Source organism: Pseudomonas cichorii (assembly GCF_019719005.1).
Taxonomy (GTDB): domain Bacteria; phylum Pseudomonadota; class Gammaproteobacteria; order Pseudomonadales; family Pseudomonadaceae; genus Aquipseudomonas; species Aquipseudomonas cichorii_E.
The window spans coordinates 118,860-134,033 of the sequence record NZ_JAIGPJ010000003.1 but is presented as its reverse complement, the minus strand read 5'-3'; the positions used below and the strand labels follow the sequence as shown (position 1 = coordinate 134,033).

Below are 15,174 nucleotides of genomic sequence, written 5' to 3'. Positions count from 1 at the left end.
GGATCACCGCCCGATTGCTCCTACTTTGAGGTCAGATACCGGGCCAATGCTTCGATCCCCGACTCCGCACTCGGGCTGCTTCCCGCCCAGGTGCAGGCGAGCATCAGGTTGCGGGGCAGGTTGAAGTCTTCCACGATGAAACCCTGGCTGTCGAAACCGTTTTCATCATGAGGCACCAGTTCGCGCAACGAGGCGACGGGCTCGAAATATCCCCACACCGGCTTGTTCAGCGCCACCGCCATGCCAACCTCGAACGCGGTGCCTGAGTCGGGTTCCAGGCCGCGAAAGACATTGAGGTTGGCCAGCACCGCCGTGCAACGCTGGATCATTGCGATGTTCATCGTGCAGATCAATTGCGCTGTGTCGTGAGCAGACAACCCGGACGGCACTTCATTGTCGAACGGGTACAACCCTTCCAGACCCTGGGCTGCACACAGGTTCTTGAGGTATTGACCATATTCGGCGGCGTCCTGTCGGAACACATCAAAACCTGCGAGGTAAACCAGCGGCGCTTGCATATCCGCTCCTTGCCAAAAAGGACGATCTTACGGCCCGCAGGCCCTTTTGCGAAATGCACCATTTATCGGGCCACATGAAAACCGATGGATTCATGGCTGGAATCTGTACGGATAACCAGTATCCTTGGGCGCCTGTCTCTGCCGTATGTGACCGTATCCTTGAGCACTTCACCTCTCGACAATCCGTTTTATTACCTGGAAAACTTCCGTCAGGTCCTGGCCTGGATCGTTCAGCGTTACGACGATCTGCTGGATGAGCAGGAGCGCCGGTTTATCAGTGATTTTTCCGGGTTGCCGACGCCTGCCCAAGGGTTGCTGGTGCGTATGGTCATGCGCAAGGGCACGCTTTTCCGGGCCAGCAAGCTCGATTACGACGAAATTGGCGTTACACGCGAAGCGGCGCTGCCACTGATAGCGCTGGGCTGGGTCGACGCGAGTCCGCTGCTGGATCTGGACGCGCTGTTTCAATTGCTGCGCAAGGACGAACTGAGCCAGTGTTTCAAGGCCCATGCGGTCAAAGGGCCGGAGCGCAAGCCGCAGTGGCTTGAGCGGCTGCAATCGGTCTATGAAGTCGCCCAGCCTCTGGATCAGTGGCACCCCGACCTGGACGATCAGGTATTCGAGCTGAAGGTGATGCCGCTGTGTGATCGCCTGCGCCTGCTGTATTTCGGCAATCTGTATCAGGAGTGGTCGGAGTTCGTGCTGGCGGATCTGGGCATCTTTCGCTACGAAAAGGTCGAGTTTTCGCCGGATTCACGGGCCATCAGCGAGCGTATTGACATAGACGTCTGCCTGCAACTGCATGCCTGCCGGGAAGCCATGGGGCAGGGCATGGAGCTGGCATTGCTGGCCGAGCAGGCGATGGCCATCGAAACCCGCAATCCGTGGCTGCAAAGACGTTGCGCCAAGCTGTTGTTCCATATCGGGCAGCAGGCCGAGCGTTTAAAGGAGTGGCCGCTGGCGCTGGAGGTCTATCGCCAGTGCAATTACCCCGGTGCGCGTTCCCGGCAGATTCGGGTTCTGGAGCTGAGTGCCGAGTACGCTCAGGCCATGGCATTGCTGGAACAGGTAAGGGCCGTGCCGCAGAACGATGCCGAGCTTCAGCATCTGCAACGCATTCTGCCGCGCTTGCAGCGCAAGCTGGGCCTGGGGGTCGAAAAACGTGCCGCCGCTCGCCAGGTGTCACGTCTGGATCTGAGCGTGGTGCCGGTTCCGGGTCTGAGTGTCGAGTTCCTGATTCGCGAGCATCTGGTAGAAGAGGGCAGTGAGGTGCATTACGTCGAAAATGCGCTGATCAACTCACTGTTCGGCCTGCTGTGCTGGAAGGCGATTTTCGCACCGCTACCGGGAGCGTTTTTCCATCCCTTCCATAGCGCCCCCAGGGATCTGCTCAGCCCGGACTTCTACCAGCGCCGTGCAGCGTTGTTCGATGAATGTCTGGCCCAACTGGAAACCGGTGCCTATCAGGCGACGATTCGTGAGCACTTCCAGAGCAAGTCCGGCCTGCAGTCGCCCTTCGTGTTCTGGGGCACCCTGACGCCTGAGTTGCTTGAGCAGGCCCTGCATTGTTTGCCTGCCGAGCACCTTGGCCACTGGTTTCGCCGCTTGCTGCAAGATATCAAGGCCAATCGCACCGGCATGCCTGACCTGATTCAGTTTTTCCCCGAACAGCGCCGCTATCGCATGATCGAGGTGAAGGGGCCGGGTGACCGGCTACAGGACAACCAACTGCGCTGGCTGGATTTCTGTGCCGAACATGGCATGCCGGTAGAAGTCTGTTACGTGCAGTGGGCGTCAATGCTGCCTGCACCCAATCATGAGTGTCACTAATATTCTATTGAAATCAATTCGTTTTTGCTCAAGTAGCCCCCAGCCTAAAATTCGCGCAGCTCTTCACGATAGTTAGTCTAAAGGCTGTCGGCTGAAGAAACAGAATGTTGATCAAATCTGAAAAGGCAAGAAGCTTATTCAGGGTTGTCTGAAAAACAGGGCGCGACGTCACGATGAACAACGAATTCAAATTTGCTATCAAGAGCATTTGTTTTGATGAGAATTATTTTCCTTCAGACAATACGCGTATCACGACCAACTTTGCCAATCTGGCCAGAGGGGAAAGTCGTCAGGAAAATCTGCGCAATACGTTGAAGATGATTGACAACCGCTTCAATGCCCTCGCGCACTGGGACAATCCTGCCGGTGATCGCTACACGGTCGAACTGGACATCATCTCCGCTGAGATGAATATTGATGCCAAAGGCGATGAGCATGCGATCCCTTTGATTGAAGTGTTGAAAACCACGATTGTTGATCGAAAAACCAATGAGCGTATTAGCGGCATTGTAGGAAACAATTTTTCGTCTTATGTGCGAGATTATGACTTCAGTGTGCGATTGCTGGAACACAACAAGAACCAGTCCGGGTTCAGTACGCCAGCAGATTTTGGCGAGTTGCACGGAAAACTGTTCAAGTGCTTTGTGAATTCAAGTGCCTACAAAGAGCATTTCGACAAACCGCCCGTCATCTGCCTGAGTGTTTCGAGCACCAGAACCTACCACAGAACAGAGAATCAGCACCCTGTCCTGGGGTTTGAGTACCAGCAGGATGAATACTCCTTGACGGATGAGTATTTCAAGAAGATGGGGTTGAACGTTCGCTATTTCATGCCGCCGAACAGCGCCGCGCCTTTGGCTTTTTATTTTTCAGGTGATTTGCTGGGCAATTACACCAATCTGGAGCTGATTGGCACCATCAGCACAATGGATACGTTCCAGAAGATTTACCGGCCCGAGATTTACAATGCGAACTCGGCAGCGGGGAAATCCTATCAGCCCAGCTTGAAGAACCCAGACTACTCGTTGACCCGGATTGTTTACGATCGAGAGGAACGTAGTCGGCTGGCTGCCGAACAAGGACGGTTCGCCGAAGAACACTTTATCAAGCCTTATCAGGCCGTATTGAATCAGTGGTCACTCCGCTGTGCGCTTTGATTAATTTAAAACCAAGGTCATTTTTCATGAAAAAGCTGTTGCCTACTTCGACTGCCGGCAGTTTGCCGAAACCTTCCTGGCTTGCACAACCTGAAACACTTTGGTCAGCCTGGAAATTGCAAGATGAAGAACTGGTTGAAGGTAAACAAGACGCGTTACGTTTGTCGTTGCAAGAGCAACAACTGGCCGGTATCGATATTGTCAGTGACGGTGAACAAACTCGCCAACACTTCGTGACGACGTTTATTGAGCACCTCGACGGCGTTGATTTTGAAAAGCGTGAGACTGTCAGAATCCGTGATCGCTATGACGCGAGCGTACCAACGGTCGTGGGCGCAGTTGCTCGGCAAAAGCCGGTTTTCGTTGAGGACGCAAAATTTTTACGTCAGCAGACCAGACAGCCTATCAAGTGGGCCCTGCCAGGCCCGATGACGATGATCGACACCCTCTACGATGCCCATTACAAAAGTCGTGAAAAACTGGCTTGGGAATTTGCCAGGATTCTCAATCAGGAAGCCAAAGAGCTGGAGGCTGCCGGGGTCGATATTATTCAGTTCGATGAACCTGCATTTAACGTGTTTTTTGATGAGGTGAATGACTGGGGCGTTGCCACTCTGGAGCGGGCGATTGAAGGGCTTAAATGCGAAACCGCTGTGCATATTTGCTACGGCTATGGCATCAAGGCGAATACTGACTGGAAGAAGTCACTGGGCTCGGAGTGGCGCCAGTACGAAGCAGCCTTTCCCAAGCTGCAAGAATCCAGTATCGATATCGTCTCACTGGAATGTCACAACTCTCACGTCCCCATGGACCTGATCGAACTCATCCGGGGTAAAAAAGTGATGGTAGGGGCCATTGATGTGGCAAACCATGCCATCGAAACGCCCGAGGAAGTCGCTAACACCCTGAGAAAAGCGCTTCAGTTTGTCGATGCCGACAAACTCTACCCGTGCACCAACTGCGGTATGGCACCTTTGCCGCGTCGAGTCGCCAGCGGCAAGCTGAAGGCGTTGACTGCTGGCGCAGAAATCGTTCGCAGAGAACTCTCGAACGGGCATTGAGCCAGATGAGCACCCGATCAGGCGCAATGACTTCAGCGGTCCGAGGGCTTTTTGTCATTGGGAGTGGTGCTGTCGTTATCGCCGTTAGAGCCCTGGGTGCTGTCATTGCCCATTCCATTGGTTTGCTCCGGATCTGGCACCCTGCCGTCTGCTTCGGGGCTACTGCCATCTGTGTTGTCTTCCTGATCGCTTTTCAGCTCCATGGCCGGGCTGTCCGGATCGTTGCCTTCTGGATGGGTGGGACCGGTCGATCCTGCCAAGGCTCCTGCGCTGATAAAGGCCAGTAATGCCGCAAGGCTCAAAGCTGCCACTCGATTGCTGATCATGATGTGAGTCTCCAATGTGGGGTCGTTACCTATCATTGGTCCGGCTCTGGAAAAGATAGGTGCGATGCTTCCGACCGGCGGAGTCTTCAAGACCTTGTTGCTATAAAAAAACCATGGATACCTGTCATTCGTTCTAAAAGGACGTGATTTCTTACAATTAAAAAACAGAGGTGGCGCTGAGCTATCAGTCGGGGGTGGCAGATTGATACTTGGCGGCTTTCCGGCGAATTACCCCGTAAATACTGGGCCTTTCCGGTTCTTGAGTGGGGATGAGCGTAGGAGATCGACTACAAAAAACGCTCATTTCTGACATGAGTCGACTGATTGTCATTAAACAGCAACATTTCAGGTTTTAAATCCGCCTCGGGCCTCCTTAAGTGGACCACCACACTTTCTCCTGGATTGAGGTATTACCGTGATACTGCTGACTAAAAAACGCTTGTCGCTTCTGATCGCTTCGCTGTGCCTGAGCGGTGCTGCCCACGCGACTGATGTTACTGGCGCTGGTTCGAGTTTCGTTTTCCCGGTTATTTCAAAGTGGTCCCAGGACTACAGCAAGAATTCTCCAAACCGCATCAACTATCAGTCGATCGGTTCGGGCGGCGGTATTGCCCAGATCAAGGCAGCAACCGTTGACTTCGGCGCATCCGATGCCCCGATGTCCGCAGAAGACCTGCAGGCCGCTGGCCTGGGTCAATTCCCTAGCGTGATCGGTGGCATCGTGCCAATCGTCAACGTTGAAGGCATCGAAAGCGGCAAGCTGAAGCTGGACGGCGAGACACTGGCCAAGATCTTCATGGGCACCGTGAAGACCTGGGACGACGAGGCCATCAAGGCCCTCAACCCAGGCGTGACTCTGCCTAAAACCAACATCACTGTTGTTCACCGTTCCGACGGTTCGGGCACTTCCTACAACTTCACCAACTACCTGAGCAAAGTCAGCCCGGAGTGGAAGGAGAAGTTGCAGTTCGGTTCCACCGTCAAATGGCCAGTGGGTGTGGGTGGCAAGGGTAACGAAGGTGTTTCTGCCTACGTCAAGCAGATCAAGGGTTCCATCGGCTACGTCGAGTACTCCTACGCTGCGACCAACAAACTGGCCTATACCCAGCTGAAAAACGCTGCTGGCAAGTTTGTAACCCCGACTTCCAAGACCTTCGCCGCTGCGGCTGACACTGCCGACTGGGCAAGCGCCAAGGATTTCGGTCTGATCATGACCAACGCTCCGGGCGACGAAGCATGGCCGATCACCGCCACCACCTGGATCATCATGTACAAGAAGGCCAAGAACGAAGAGCGAAGTGCAGCCACTTTCGACTTCTTCAAGTGGTCTCTGGAAAATGGCCAGAAGCAGGCCGAAGAACTGGATTACGTCGCTCTGCCGAAATCGCTGGTTGATCGTGTAGAAGGCTACTGGAAAACCGAATTCACCAAGTAAGTGATTCAAGCCTGTAGCTCACCCCTGTCATCAACCGCGATATCGGTTCGGTGACGGGGGCTTTTTCTTGCGAGTGGACTCAACATGACTGAAAACACCCAATACCTGTCCGCGAACGTCTCAGACATCGACTCCGAAGGCGAAAAGCGCGCCAAGCGGGATCATCGACATGACGCCTGGTTCAGGCGTTCGCTGCAAGGCGCCGCCATGCTGGTGCTGGCATTGCTGGGATGTATTGCCCTGTCGACCCTGTGGGGCGGAAGTCTGGCATTCGAGACCTTTGGTTTTGGTTTTCTGACCAGTGCCGAGTGGGACGTGAACAACGGCAAGTTTGGTGCCCTGGTTCCGATCTACGGTACGCTGGTGACCTCTTTCCTGGCTTTGCTGATCGCCGTTCCGGTGAGCTTCGGCATCGCCATCTTCCTGACGGAAGTCGCGCCGCCCTGGTTGAGGATGCCCATTGCCTCAGCCATCGAGCTGCTGGCAGGCATCCCTTCGATCATCTACGGCATGTGGGGGCTGTTCGTATTCGGCCCGTTCATGGCTGAACACCTGTCGCCGTGGATCAATGAAAATCTGGGTGGCCTGCCAATTATCGGCAGCCTGTTCCAGGGCCCGCCGCTGGGTATCGGCATGCTGACCGCAGGTATCGTCCTGGCGATCATGATCACGCCGTTCATTACTTCGGTGATGCAGGAAGTTTTCCGTACCGTTCCTACGACCCTTAAAGAGTCTGCCTACGCCTTGGGCGGTACGACCTGGGAAGTGGTCTGGGACATCGTTCTGCCTTACACCCGCTCGGCGGTGGTTGGCGGTGTGTTCCTGGGGCTGGGTCGTGCATTGGGTGAAACCATGGCGGTGACCTTCGTTCTGGGTAACGCCCACCAGTTCTCCGCATCCCTGATGATGCCGAGCAGCTCCATTGCATCGGTCATCGCCAACGAGTTCAACGAGGCCTACACCGACCTGCACCGTTCGGCGCTGATCGCATTGGGCTTCCTGCTGTTTGTGGTTACTTTCATCGTGCTTGCCCTTGCACGTCTGATGTTGTCGCGTCTTTCGCGTAAGGAGGGGTTATGAGTAAGGACGTAACCGGTAGCGAGCGCCTGTACCGGGTTCGTGATATCAAGAACAAGATCGCAATGGTGCTCAGCTGCGGCGCCACTGCATTCGGCCTGTTGTGGCTGGTATGGATTCTGCTGACCACCATCATCAAGGGCATTGATGCCCTGAACCTGCAACTGTTCTCCGGCATGACCCCGCCGCCGGGTGTTGAAGGCGGTCTGGCCAACGCGTTCTACGGCAGCCTCCTGATGTCCGGTATCGGTCTGTTGATCGGTACGCCAATCGGCCTGATGGCTGGTATCTGGCTGGCCGAGTTCGCCCGCTACTCCAAGCTGGGCAACGCAGTGCGTTTCATCAACGACATTCTGTTGTCGGCGCCGTCGATTGTGCTGGGTCTGTTCGTGTACACCGTGGTCGTGCTGCCGCTCAATCAGCTCACAGGCCAACAGGTCGGTTTCTCGGCGATTGCCGGTGCCCTGGCCCTGGCATTGCTGGTGATCCCGGTAGTGGTGCGTACTACCGATGAAATGATGCAACTGCAACCTTCGACCATGCGCGAAGCCGCACTGGCCCTGGGTGTGCCGCAATGGAAGCTGACCCTGCAAATCGTCCTGCGTGCCGCCAAGGCGGGCGTGGTGACAGGTGTTCTGCTGGCGCTGGCACGTATCACCGGCGAAACCGCGCCGCTGCTGTTCACCGCTTTCGGCAACCAGTTCTGGAGCAGCGACCTGCTCAAGCCAATCGCCAGCGTTCCGGTGGTTGTCTTCCAGTACGCCATGAGCCCGTTCGAAGACTGGCACTCCCTGGCATGGGCCGGTGCATTGGTCATGACGCTCTTCGTACTGATTCTGAGTCTGCTTTCTCGCTTAATTCTTCTGCGCAATAGGGCGTCCTGATGAACAACCTTTCCCTTGCCAACGAAAAAACCAAGATCCAAGTGCGTGGTCTGGAGTTTTTCTACAACGAACAGAAGTCATTGAAATCCATCGACATGATGATCCCCGAAAAGCGGATCACCTCGATCATCGGCCCGTCCGGCTGCGGCAAGTCCACTCTGCTGCGCGTGTTCAACCGTATCTACTCGATGTACCCGAAACAGGAAGCGCGCGGCGAAGTGCTGCTCAATGGCGAAAACATCCTGGCGCCGGGCTACTCGATGAACCGTCTGCGCAGTCAGGTGGGCATGGTGTTCCAGAAGCCGGTGCCGTTCCCGATGTCGATTTTCGAGAACATTGCCTACGCTATCCGCCACCACGAAAAGCTCTCGCGTCGTGAAATGGAAGACCGCGTCGAGCAGGCCCTGCGTGGCGCCGCGTTGTGGGATGAAGTGAAGGACAAGCTCAAGAACAGCGCCACCAGCCTGTCCGGTGGTCAGCAACAGCGTCTGTGTATCGCACGTACCATCGCGCTGCGTCCTCAGGTTCTGCTGCTCGATGAGCCGACTTCGGCACTGGACCCGATCTCCACTGGCCGTATCGAGCAGTTGATCACCGAACTGAAAGAGCAGTTCACCGTGATCATCGTGACCCACAACATGCAACAGGCGGCCCGTTGCTCGGACTACACGGCGTTCATGTTCATGGGTGAACTGATCGAACACGGCGACACCGACACCATTTTCACCAAGCCTTCCAAGACCCAGACCGAAGACTACATCACCGGTCGTTTTGGCTGATGCCCTCCAGGGCGGGCACCGCCTGGTGCTCGCCCATGAATTCCTCGATCCGGCTGCGCAGCCAGCGTTCTGCCGGATCGCTGTCCATCACGCTCAACCATGTCATCGACAGATCCAGCCCCGGCGTACTGAACGGCAAGGGTTCATCGTGCAATAACCCCAACGAACTCATGGCACTGGCCGTGAAGTCGGACAGACCGGCGATCAGGTCGGTCCCGGCCATCAGCGCGGGCAGGGTGGTGAAGCGCGGCACGGACAGCACCACCTTTCGTTTGCGTCCCAGCGCCGTCAGCCACTCATCGGCAAAGCTGCTGACGTTCGCGGCGTGAGACACCACCACATGAGGCCGTGAGCAATATTCATCCAGCGTCATGGGTGTCGACGACTTGTCGGCCCTGACCACGCGCGGCTGTACATTGCGCAATGGCTTGCGCTTGGCATTGGCCGGCAGGTCGCGGGTCAGGCAGACGCCTACGGTAATCTCGCCTGACATCAGCACTTCCGAGATATTCAGGTAATCGACGTGCTTGACCACCAGCACCACGCCCGGTGCTTCCTTGCGTACCGCCTGGAGCAAGGCGGGGAGCAAGCCGAATTCCACATCGTCCGACATGCCGATGCGAAAGGTCATGGTGCTGGCTGAAGGGTCGAAGTCGCTGGCCAGGCTCAGCGCCATGGACATGGCATCCAGTGCCGGTGTCAGGTGCCTGAGGATTTCATGGGCGCGGGCGGTGGGTTCCATGCGATGACCGACCCGGATGAACAGCGGGTCGTTGAGCAGGCTGCGTAACCGATTGAGTGCAGCACTGATGGTCGGCTGGCCGAGAAACAGTTTTTCGGCAGTTCGCGTCACATTGCGTTCCAGCATCAATGTCTCGAAAACCACCATCAGGTTGATGTCTGCCTTGCGCAGTTCATTGCGATTCATCGTTATTCCTTTGCTCCATGCCAGGCCGTACTTCGAAAGGATGGCGACAGTCTATCTGACTCGGCGTTAACACTATGAAATGTCTGCTTGCGTGACAGGAGCAAGTCTGTAGGCCAGCATGCTGAATTCCCGCATGTTCACGCTCCATTTCCTACAGGAGGTTCTTTATGCGTGCTGCAAAGATCGCAGGTTTTCTCATGACACTTGCGCTGCCGGGTGCAGTGTTTGCCGAAACACCCAGCTATGGCCAGCAGCTTGAAGGGTTCGCCTATCCCCATGCCTTGAAGAAATTCAGCTTCCAGTCCCAGGGCCAGAAACTGGAAATGGGTTATATGGATGTCGCGCCCACCGGCAAGGCCAATGGCCGCACGGCCGTATTGATGCATGGCAAGAATTTCTGTGCCGCCACCTGGGAAGACAGCATCAAGGCACTGAGCGAGGCGGGTTATCGCGTTGTGGCGCCGGATCAGATCGGTTTCTGCACCTCCACCAAGCCCGGCTACTACCAATACAGCTTTCAGCAACTGGCAACCAATACCCATGAATTGCTGGCCAGCCTGAAGGTCGACAAGGTTTCTGTGGTCGGTCATTCCACCGGCGGCATGCTGGCGACAAGGTATGCGCTGATGTATCCCCAGCAGACCGAAAAGCTGGTAATGGTCAACCCGATCGGCCTTGAAGACTGGAAAGCCCTGGGCGTGCCCTATCGCAGTATCGATCAATGGTATGAGCGTGAATTGAAGGTGACTGCCGAAGGGATTCGCAGTTACGAACAGAAGACGTATTACGACGGCCGCTGGAAGCCTGAGTACGACAAGTGGGTCGATATGCTGGCCGGCCTGAACAAGGGGCCGGGCCAGAAAGCGGTTGCCTGGAACTCGGCGCTGATCTACGACATGATTTTCACTCAGCCAGTGTTCTACGAATTCCCGAAACTCAAGGTCCCGACTGTCCTGATGATTGGCGATGCCGACACCACAGCCATTGGCAGCGACATTGCACCACCCGAGGTCAAGGCCCGGATCGGCAATTACAAGGTACTGGGCAAGCAGGTCACCGAGATGATTCCGGGTGCCACGCTGGTGGAGTTCAAAGGCCTGGGGCATGCACCTCAGATGGAAGATCCGGCCATGTTCAACAAGGCACTGGTTTCAGGTTTGCTCCTGAAATAGCCTTCGCGAATGAATTCGCTCCTACGCAAACCAGGTAGGAGCGAATTTATTCGCGAATAATGGAGATCAAGACAGCAACTGTGAAAACGCCTTGTCTGCTTCCAGCACGGGAGGCAGGCCGTTGAACAGGGCGTCCAGGTCGATGCCTTCCATCAGCGGGCCGCTTGCTGCCTTCTGGGCTTCAGGCGTTGCACCGCCGCCGGTTTCCAGTGCGTCGGAAATCACAATGGCCTGAGCCACGATGCGCGGCAGCGGGGCGTTGTCCGGTGCCTGGACCGGGTTGGCCTGATAGGCAATTGCCTGCTTGATGACCGCAGGCAGATGCCAGCGATTGGCAAGCTCGGCTCCTACTTCCGGATAACCGAAACCCAGTTGCAGCGTCTCGATGGCCGCACGCCCCGGCGCTCCTGTGCGAGCGGCATTGTTGATGCGCTCGGCTACTTGTGGCGCACCGGTCTGGATCAGCAGTTCACCGATGTTGTGCATGACCCCGCACGTAAAGGCGATTTCAGGATCTGCGCCGGTCTGCTTGGCCAGCATCCGGCAGATCCCCGCGACCTGAAAGCTCTTGAGCCAGAACGCCTTGAGATCGAAGCTCGGCCCGGCCTTGAAAGCGCCTGTCACTGCCGACGCCATTACCAGCGTGCGCAGAGTATTGAAACCCAGGCGCATGGCAGCGTCTTCGATACTGGATGACTCACGGGAGCCACGGAACCGGGCCGAGTTGGCCAGGCGCAGCACCTTTGCTGCAATCACCGGGTCTTTCTCGATATTGCGGGCGATGCTTTCCAGGTTGGAGGAGGGGTTATCGAACTGCAGCATCAGGTCCTGGGCCACTTTGGGAATGCTGGGCAGGCTGTGCAAATCTTCAAACAGTTTTTCAAGAGTCATCGATGGCATCCTCGTACGTCGGATGATTCAACGATAGTCAGTTTTTTCCTCTGTGCACGTTTGCCGATGCATTGTGAGAGGTGCATCTCAGCTCTGGCATCCTGAGGACATCATCCAGGGTATTTACGATGCGATGAGCAGCGTTGAAAAAACCGAATAAAAAGTTTATGGCATGTTTATGGCCAAGTAAGGCATCTCCTTTTGAAAAATATGTCTATTCGCCAGATTGATCATTCAAGTCGGATTGTTCGGCACTTTATTGACGTCATTAATGAAAAAAATTAAACAGGAAACGTTTTCAGACAGGGCTTTTAAATAAATGCTCAAATTGTCATGGAAAATGCATGTGTGTATGATATCAATTCGCTCCGTTTCCGGGGGCGAGCTGTTGCTGAAAGCTTTCTGGATTGCAGGCACCTACTGATATATCAGCGGTTTTTGCCAATCTCCCTGGTTCGTAGAAACGACACAGTTGTCAGGCTTTTCGGGTGATTGCTATTTCGCCTTTCTGGTTTCTGCAATGGAAGTATGCTCATGATTAAAAGTTTAGGTTTCAGCAAGAAAATTCTGCTGGCGGCTGCGTTGATTGTGGTTGTCGCGTTTAGTGCGTTTATTGTCATCAACGACTATCGACAACGCCAAACTTTGAAATCCAATGTCCTGTCCGAATTGCAACAGCTGGGCACTCTGACGACTCAGAATATTCAGACCTGGCTGGAGAGCCGTTCGCAACTGCTGCAGTCCATGGGCCAGCAGATTGCCGCGGATGGCAAGACGCTGCCTCAATTGCAGCGGGCAATCGGCCTGCAGGCTTATAGCGAGAACTTCCAGCTCAGTTACTTCGGCAGCACCGAAGGCGTGATGTTTTCCATTCCGGCCGGCAATCGCGCCGCCGATTACGACCCGCGCGCCCGTGGCTGGTACAAGGCCGCGCAGAATGCGCCCGGCGTCATCGTCACCGAACCCTACATTGCCGCTTCCTCGGGCAAGCTGGTGGTAACCCTGGCAACTCCGGTCAAGATCCAGAACCAGTTTGCCGGTGTTGCGGGTGCGGACATTTCCCTGGACAGCATCAGCAAGACCATCAACTCCCTGAATTTCGGCGGCCATGGCTATGCGTACATTGTCAGTGCCGAGGGCAAGATCCTGATTCACCCGGACAGCAAGCTGGTTCTCAAGAACATCAGCGAAGCCTATCCGAACAACACGCCGAAAATCGTGGCGGGTGTGACTGAAATTACATCCGGTGGCAAGACGGAGTTCGTCTCCTTCACGCCTGTCCAGGGCATTTCAACAGCGAACTGGTATGTCGCCCTGGTACTGGATCAGGAAGCGGCCTACTCGATGCTCAGCGAGTTTCGCACCTCGGCGATCACCGCTATGGGTGTGGTCGTACTGGTGATCATCCTGTTGCTGGGCCTGCTGATTCGTGTGCTGATGCAGCCATTGCACCAGATGGGGCGCGCCATGCGTGACATCGCGGACGGTGAGGGCGACCTGACCAAGCGGCTGGCCATTACCTCCCAGGATGAGTTCGGTGAACTGGCGGAGTCCTTCAACCACTTTGTCGAGCGTATCCACACCTCGATTCGCGAAGTGGCTTCCACCGCCGGGCAACTGGGTGAAGTGGCAACGCGAGTGGTCAAAGCCTCCAACTCGTCCATGACCAACTCCGATCAGCAATCCAATCGCACCGAAAGCGTGGCTGCAGCCATTAATCAACTGGGCGCTGCCGCCCATGAAATTGCCCAGAACGCTGCACGCACCTCGCAGCAGTCCAGCGATGCCAGCGACCTGGCCGGTGAAGGGCAGAGCGTCGTGCAGCAGACCATTGCGGCGATGAACGAACTGTCGGGCAAAATCAGCGAGTCGTGCGTCAACATCGAGAGCCTCAATGGCAAGACCGCCAATATCGGGCAGATTCTCGAGGTCATTACCAGCATTTCCCAGCAGACCAACCTGCTGGCCCTCAACGCGGCCATCGAAGCGGCTCGCGCAGGTGAGGCAGGCCGTGGCTTTGCCGTGGTGGCCGACGAAGTCCGCAACCTGGCACACCGCACCCAGGATTCTGCCCAGCAAGTGCAGACCATGATCGAAGAACTGCAGGTCGGTGCTCGCGAGGCTGTGGTGAACATGACCGAAAGCCAGCGTCAGAGCGAGGACAGCGTGAGCATCGCCAACCGCGCCGGTGAGCGTCTGGGCAGCGTCACCCGCCGCATCGATGAAATCAACGGCATGAACCAGTCGGTCGCCACCGCAACCGAAGAGCAGACCGCCGTTGTGGAGTCGATCAACGTCGACATCACGCATATCAACACCCTCAACCAGCAGGGTGTCGATAACCTGCGCTTGACCTTGGACGCCTGCAACCTGCTGGAAGAGCAAGCCGCCCGCTTGCAACAACTGGTAGGAAGTTTCCGCATCTGACGTGCGAAAGGGGACTACTGAATGTCCCCTTGAACGATTATCATCCGGCCAGTCTTTTACTGGCCGTGGTGTGAGCGCCCCACGGCCTGTCGTTACCCGCAACGTCTGGCGAGGGTGTTTTGATGGTGGGCAGGTTGATCTATCTCATCGGGCCGTCCGGTTCAGGCAAGGACAGCCTGCTGGATGCCGCACGGGAAACACTGGCCCTCAATGATTGCCGTATCGTACGGCGGGTCATTACCCGTTCTGCCGAAGCGGTGGGCGAGGCGGCCCAGGCCGTCAGCGTCGAACAGTTCGAGACCATGCGCGAGCAGGGCGCTTTTGCCTTGAGCTGGCAGGCTAATGGTCTGCGCTACGGAATTCCCATCGAAATAGACCAGTGGCTGCTTGAAGGCCATAACGTGCTCATCAACGGTTCAAGGGCTCACTTGCAGCAGGCGCAAGTGCGTTATCCGACGTTGCTGGCGGTCCTGCTGACGGTCGATCAGCAGGTCTTGCGTCAGCGCCTGTTGGCACGAGGACGTGAATCGGTCTCGGAAATCGAAGCAAGGCTGGAGCGCAACGCTTCCTTTGCCGTGAATGTAATGGCCAGCAATCCCTCGGTTTTCCTGCTGGATAACTCCGGCGAACTGCAACAGACCGTCAACACCCTCATTCGCTACATCAACAGCCAGCGCGAACCCGCCTGA

14 protein-coding genes and 1 pseudogene are annotated in these 15,174 nt (G+C 56.0%); 11 read left to right on the top strand and 4 right to left on the bottom strand.

What is annotated here, in order from left to right; translation table 11 throughout:
- Positions 1-20 precede the first annotated feature (20 nt).
- Positions 21-518 carry a nucleoside 2-deoxyribosyltransferase gene (locus tag K5D32_RS04205; protein WP_221599343.1) on the bottom strand — a complete coding sequence of 166 codons (498 nt, stop codon included), beginning with the start codon at positions 516-518 and terminating at the stop codon, positions 21-23.
- 159 nt (positions 519-677) lie between these two features.
- Between K5D32_RS04205 and K5D32_RS04200 the strand changes: the two genes are divergently transcribed.
- From K5D32_RS04200 to K5D32_RS04190, 3 genes are all read left to right on the top strand, one after another.
- Complete coding sequence (locus tag K5D32_RS04200; RefSeq protein WP_260407191.1) at positions 678-2,348, top strand: VRR-NUC domain-containing protein; 1,671 nt, start codon at positions 678-680, stop codon at positions 2,346-2,348.
- A 173-nt stretch (positions 2,349-2,521) separates the two neighbouring features.
- On the top strand, positions 2,522-3,505 hold the full coding sequence (locus K5D32_RS04195) for a DUF1852 domain-containing protein (RefSeq protein ID WP_221599341.1): 984 nt from the start codon (positions 2,522-2,524) through the stop codon (positions 3,503-3,505).
- Positions 3,506-3,531: 26 nt separating this feature from the next.
- A complete protein-coding gene (locus tag K5D32_RS04190) occupies positions 3,532-4,566 on the top strand; it encodes a methionine synthase (RefSeq protein ID WP_221592748.1) in 1,035 nt (344 codons plus the stop codon).
- A gap of 32 nt (positions 4,567-4,598) precedes the next feature.
- On the opposite strand, the gene K5D32_RS04185 is transcribed toward K5D32_RS04190, so the two are convergent.
- The gene (locus K5D32_RS04185) at positions 4,599-4,892 is read right to left on the bottom strand and encodes a hypothetical protein (RefSeq protein ID WP_221576952.1); all 294 of its coding nucleotides are present in this window, start codon (positions 4,890-4,892) and stop codon (positions 4,599-4,601) included.
- 415 nt (positions 4,893-5,307) lie between these two features.
- Between K5D32_RS04185 and pstS the strand changes: the two genes are divergently transcribed.
- From pstS to pstB, 4 genes are all read left to right on the top strand, one after another.
- A complete protein-coding gene (pstS, locus tag K5D32_RS04180; protein WP_221599340.1) occupies positions 5,308-6,327 on the top strand; it encodes a phosphate ABC transporter substrate-binding protein PstS in 1,020 nt (339 codons plus the stop codon).
- A gap of 84 nt (positions 6,328-6,411) precedes the next feature.
- Positions 6,412-7,407 (top strand): phosphate ABC transporter permease subunit PstC, encoded by a 996-nt coding sequence (gene pstC / locus K5D32_RS04175; protein ID WP_221576954.1) that lies wholly within the window; start codon positions 6,412-6,414, stop codon positions 7,405-7,407.
- Positions 7,404-8,288 carry a phosphate ABC transporter permease PstA gene (pstA, locus tag K5D32_RS04170; protein ID WP_025259633.1) on the top strand — a complete coding sequence of 295 codons (885 nt, stop codon included), beginning with the start codon at positions 7,404-7,406 and terminating at the stop codon, positions 8,286-8,288. The genes pstC and pstA overlap by 4 nt, the downstream gene beginning before the upstream one ends.
- On the top strand, positions 8,288-9,067 hold the full coding sequence (gene pstB, locus K5D32_RS04165) for a phosphate ABC transporter ATP-binding protein PstB (RefSeq protein WP_117164992.1): 780 nt from the start codon (positions 8,288-8,290) through the stop codon (positions 9,065-9,067). Before pstA ends, pstB begins: the two co-directional genes overlap by 1 nt.
- Here the strand turns inward: pstB and K5D32_RS04160 are convergent.
- On the bottom strand, positions 9,048-9,995 hold the full coding sequence (locus K5D32_RS04160; RefSeq protein ID WP_221599339.1) for a LysR family transcriptional regulator: 948 nt from the start codon (positions 9,993-9,995) through the stop codon (positions 9,048-9,050). The two genes, pstB and K5D32_RS04160, sit on opposite strands and share 20 nt — an antisense overlap.
- Before the next feature lie 167 nt (positions 9,996-10,162).
- Between K5D32_RS04160 and K5D32_RS04155 the strand changes: the two genes are divergently transcribed.
- Positions 10,163-11,167 carry an alpha/beta fold hydrolase gene (locus tag K5D32_RS04155; RefSeq protein ID WP_221599338.1) on the top strand — a complete coding sequence of 335 codons (1,005 nt, stop codon included), beginning with the start codon at positions 10,163-10,165 and terminating at the stop codon, positions 11,165-11,167.
- A gap of 66 nt (positions 11,168-11,233) precedes the next feature.
- Here the strand turns inward: K5D32_RS04155 and K5D32_RS04150 are convergent, their stop codons facing one another.
- Positions 11,234-12,067, bottom strand: coding sequence for an HDOD domain-containing protein (locus K5D32_RS04150; RefSeq protein ID WP_221576957.1), 834 nt, complete (start codon positions 12,065-12,067; stop codon positions 11,234-11,236).
- Between the two features lie 519 nt (positions 12,068-12,586).
- Here K5D32_RS04150 and K5D32_RS26195 point away from each other — a divergent pair.
- The 3 genes and pseudogenes from K5D32_RS26195 to phnN form a co-directional block, all read left to right on the top strand.
- Positions 12,587-13,627, top strand: a pseudogene (locus K5D32_RS26195) (cache domain-containing protein); the annotation flags it as partial.
- Positions 13,628-13,720: 93 nt separating this feature from the next.
- Positions 13,721-14,485 (top strand): methyl-accepting chemotaxis protein, encoded by a 765-nt coding sequence (locus K5D32_RS26190; protein ID WP_374107976.1) that lies wholly within the window; start codon positions 13,721-13,723, stop codon positions 14,483-14,485.
- A 122-nt stretch (positions 14,486-14,607) separates the two neighbouring features.
- Positions 14,608-15,174, top strand: coding sequence for a phosphonate metabolism protein/1,5-bisphosphokinase (PRPP-forming) PhnN (gene phnN, locus K5D32_RS04140; RefSeq protein WP_221599337.1), 567 nt, complete (start codon positions 14,608-14,610; stop codon positions 15,172-15,174).

Coding starts and splice junctions, on each gene's coding strand:
- K5D32_RS04205 (WP_221599343.1), bottom strand. CDS start 518: ATGCAAGCGCCGCTGGTTTACCTCGCAGGTTTTGATGTGTTCCGACAG.
- K5D32_RS04195 (WP_221599341.1), top strand. CDS start 2,522: ATGAACAACGAATTCAAATTTGCTATCAAGAGCATTTGTTTTGATGAG.
- K5D32_RS04190 (WP_221592748.1), top strand. CDS start 3,532: ATGAAAAAGCTGTTGCCTACTTCGACTGCCGGCAGTTTGCCGAAACCT.
- K5D32_RS04185 (WP_221576952.1), bottom strand. CDS start 4,892: ATGATCAGCAATCGAGTGGCAGCTTTGAGCCTTGCGGCATTACTGGCC.
- pstC (WP_221576954.1), top strand. CDS start 6,412: ATGACTGAAAACACCCAATACCTGTCCGCGAACGTCTCAGACATCGAC.
- pstA (WP_025259633.1), top strand. CDS start 7,404: ATGAGTAAGGACGTAACCGGTAGCGAGCGCCTGTACCGGGTTCGTGAT.
- pstB (WP_117164992.1), top strand. CDS start 8,288: ATGAACAACCTTTCCCTTGCCAACGAAAAAACCAAGATCCAAGTGCGT.
- K5D32_RS04160 (WP_221599339.1), bottom strand. CDS start 9,995: ATGAATCGCAATGAACTGCGCAAGGCAGACATCAACCTGATGGTGGTT.
- K5D32_RS04155 (WP_221599338.1), top strand. CDS start 10,163: ATGCGTGCTGCAAAGATCGCAGGTTTTCTCATGACACTTGCGCTGCCG.
- K5D32_RS04150 (WP_221576957.1), bottom strand. CDS start 12,067: ATGCCATCGATGACTCTTGAAAAACTGTTTGAAGATTTGCACAGCCTG.
- K5D32_RS26190 (WP_374107976.1), top strand. CDS start 13,721: ATGACCAACTCCGATCAGCAATCCAATCGCACCGAAAGCGTGGCTGCA.
- phnN (WP_221599337.1), top strand. CDS start 14,608: ATGGTGGGCAGGTTGATCTATCTCATCGGGCCGTCCGGTTCAGGCAAG.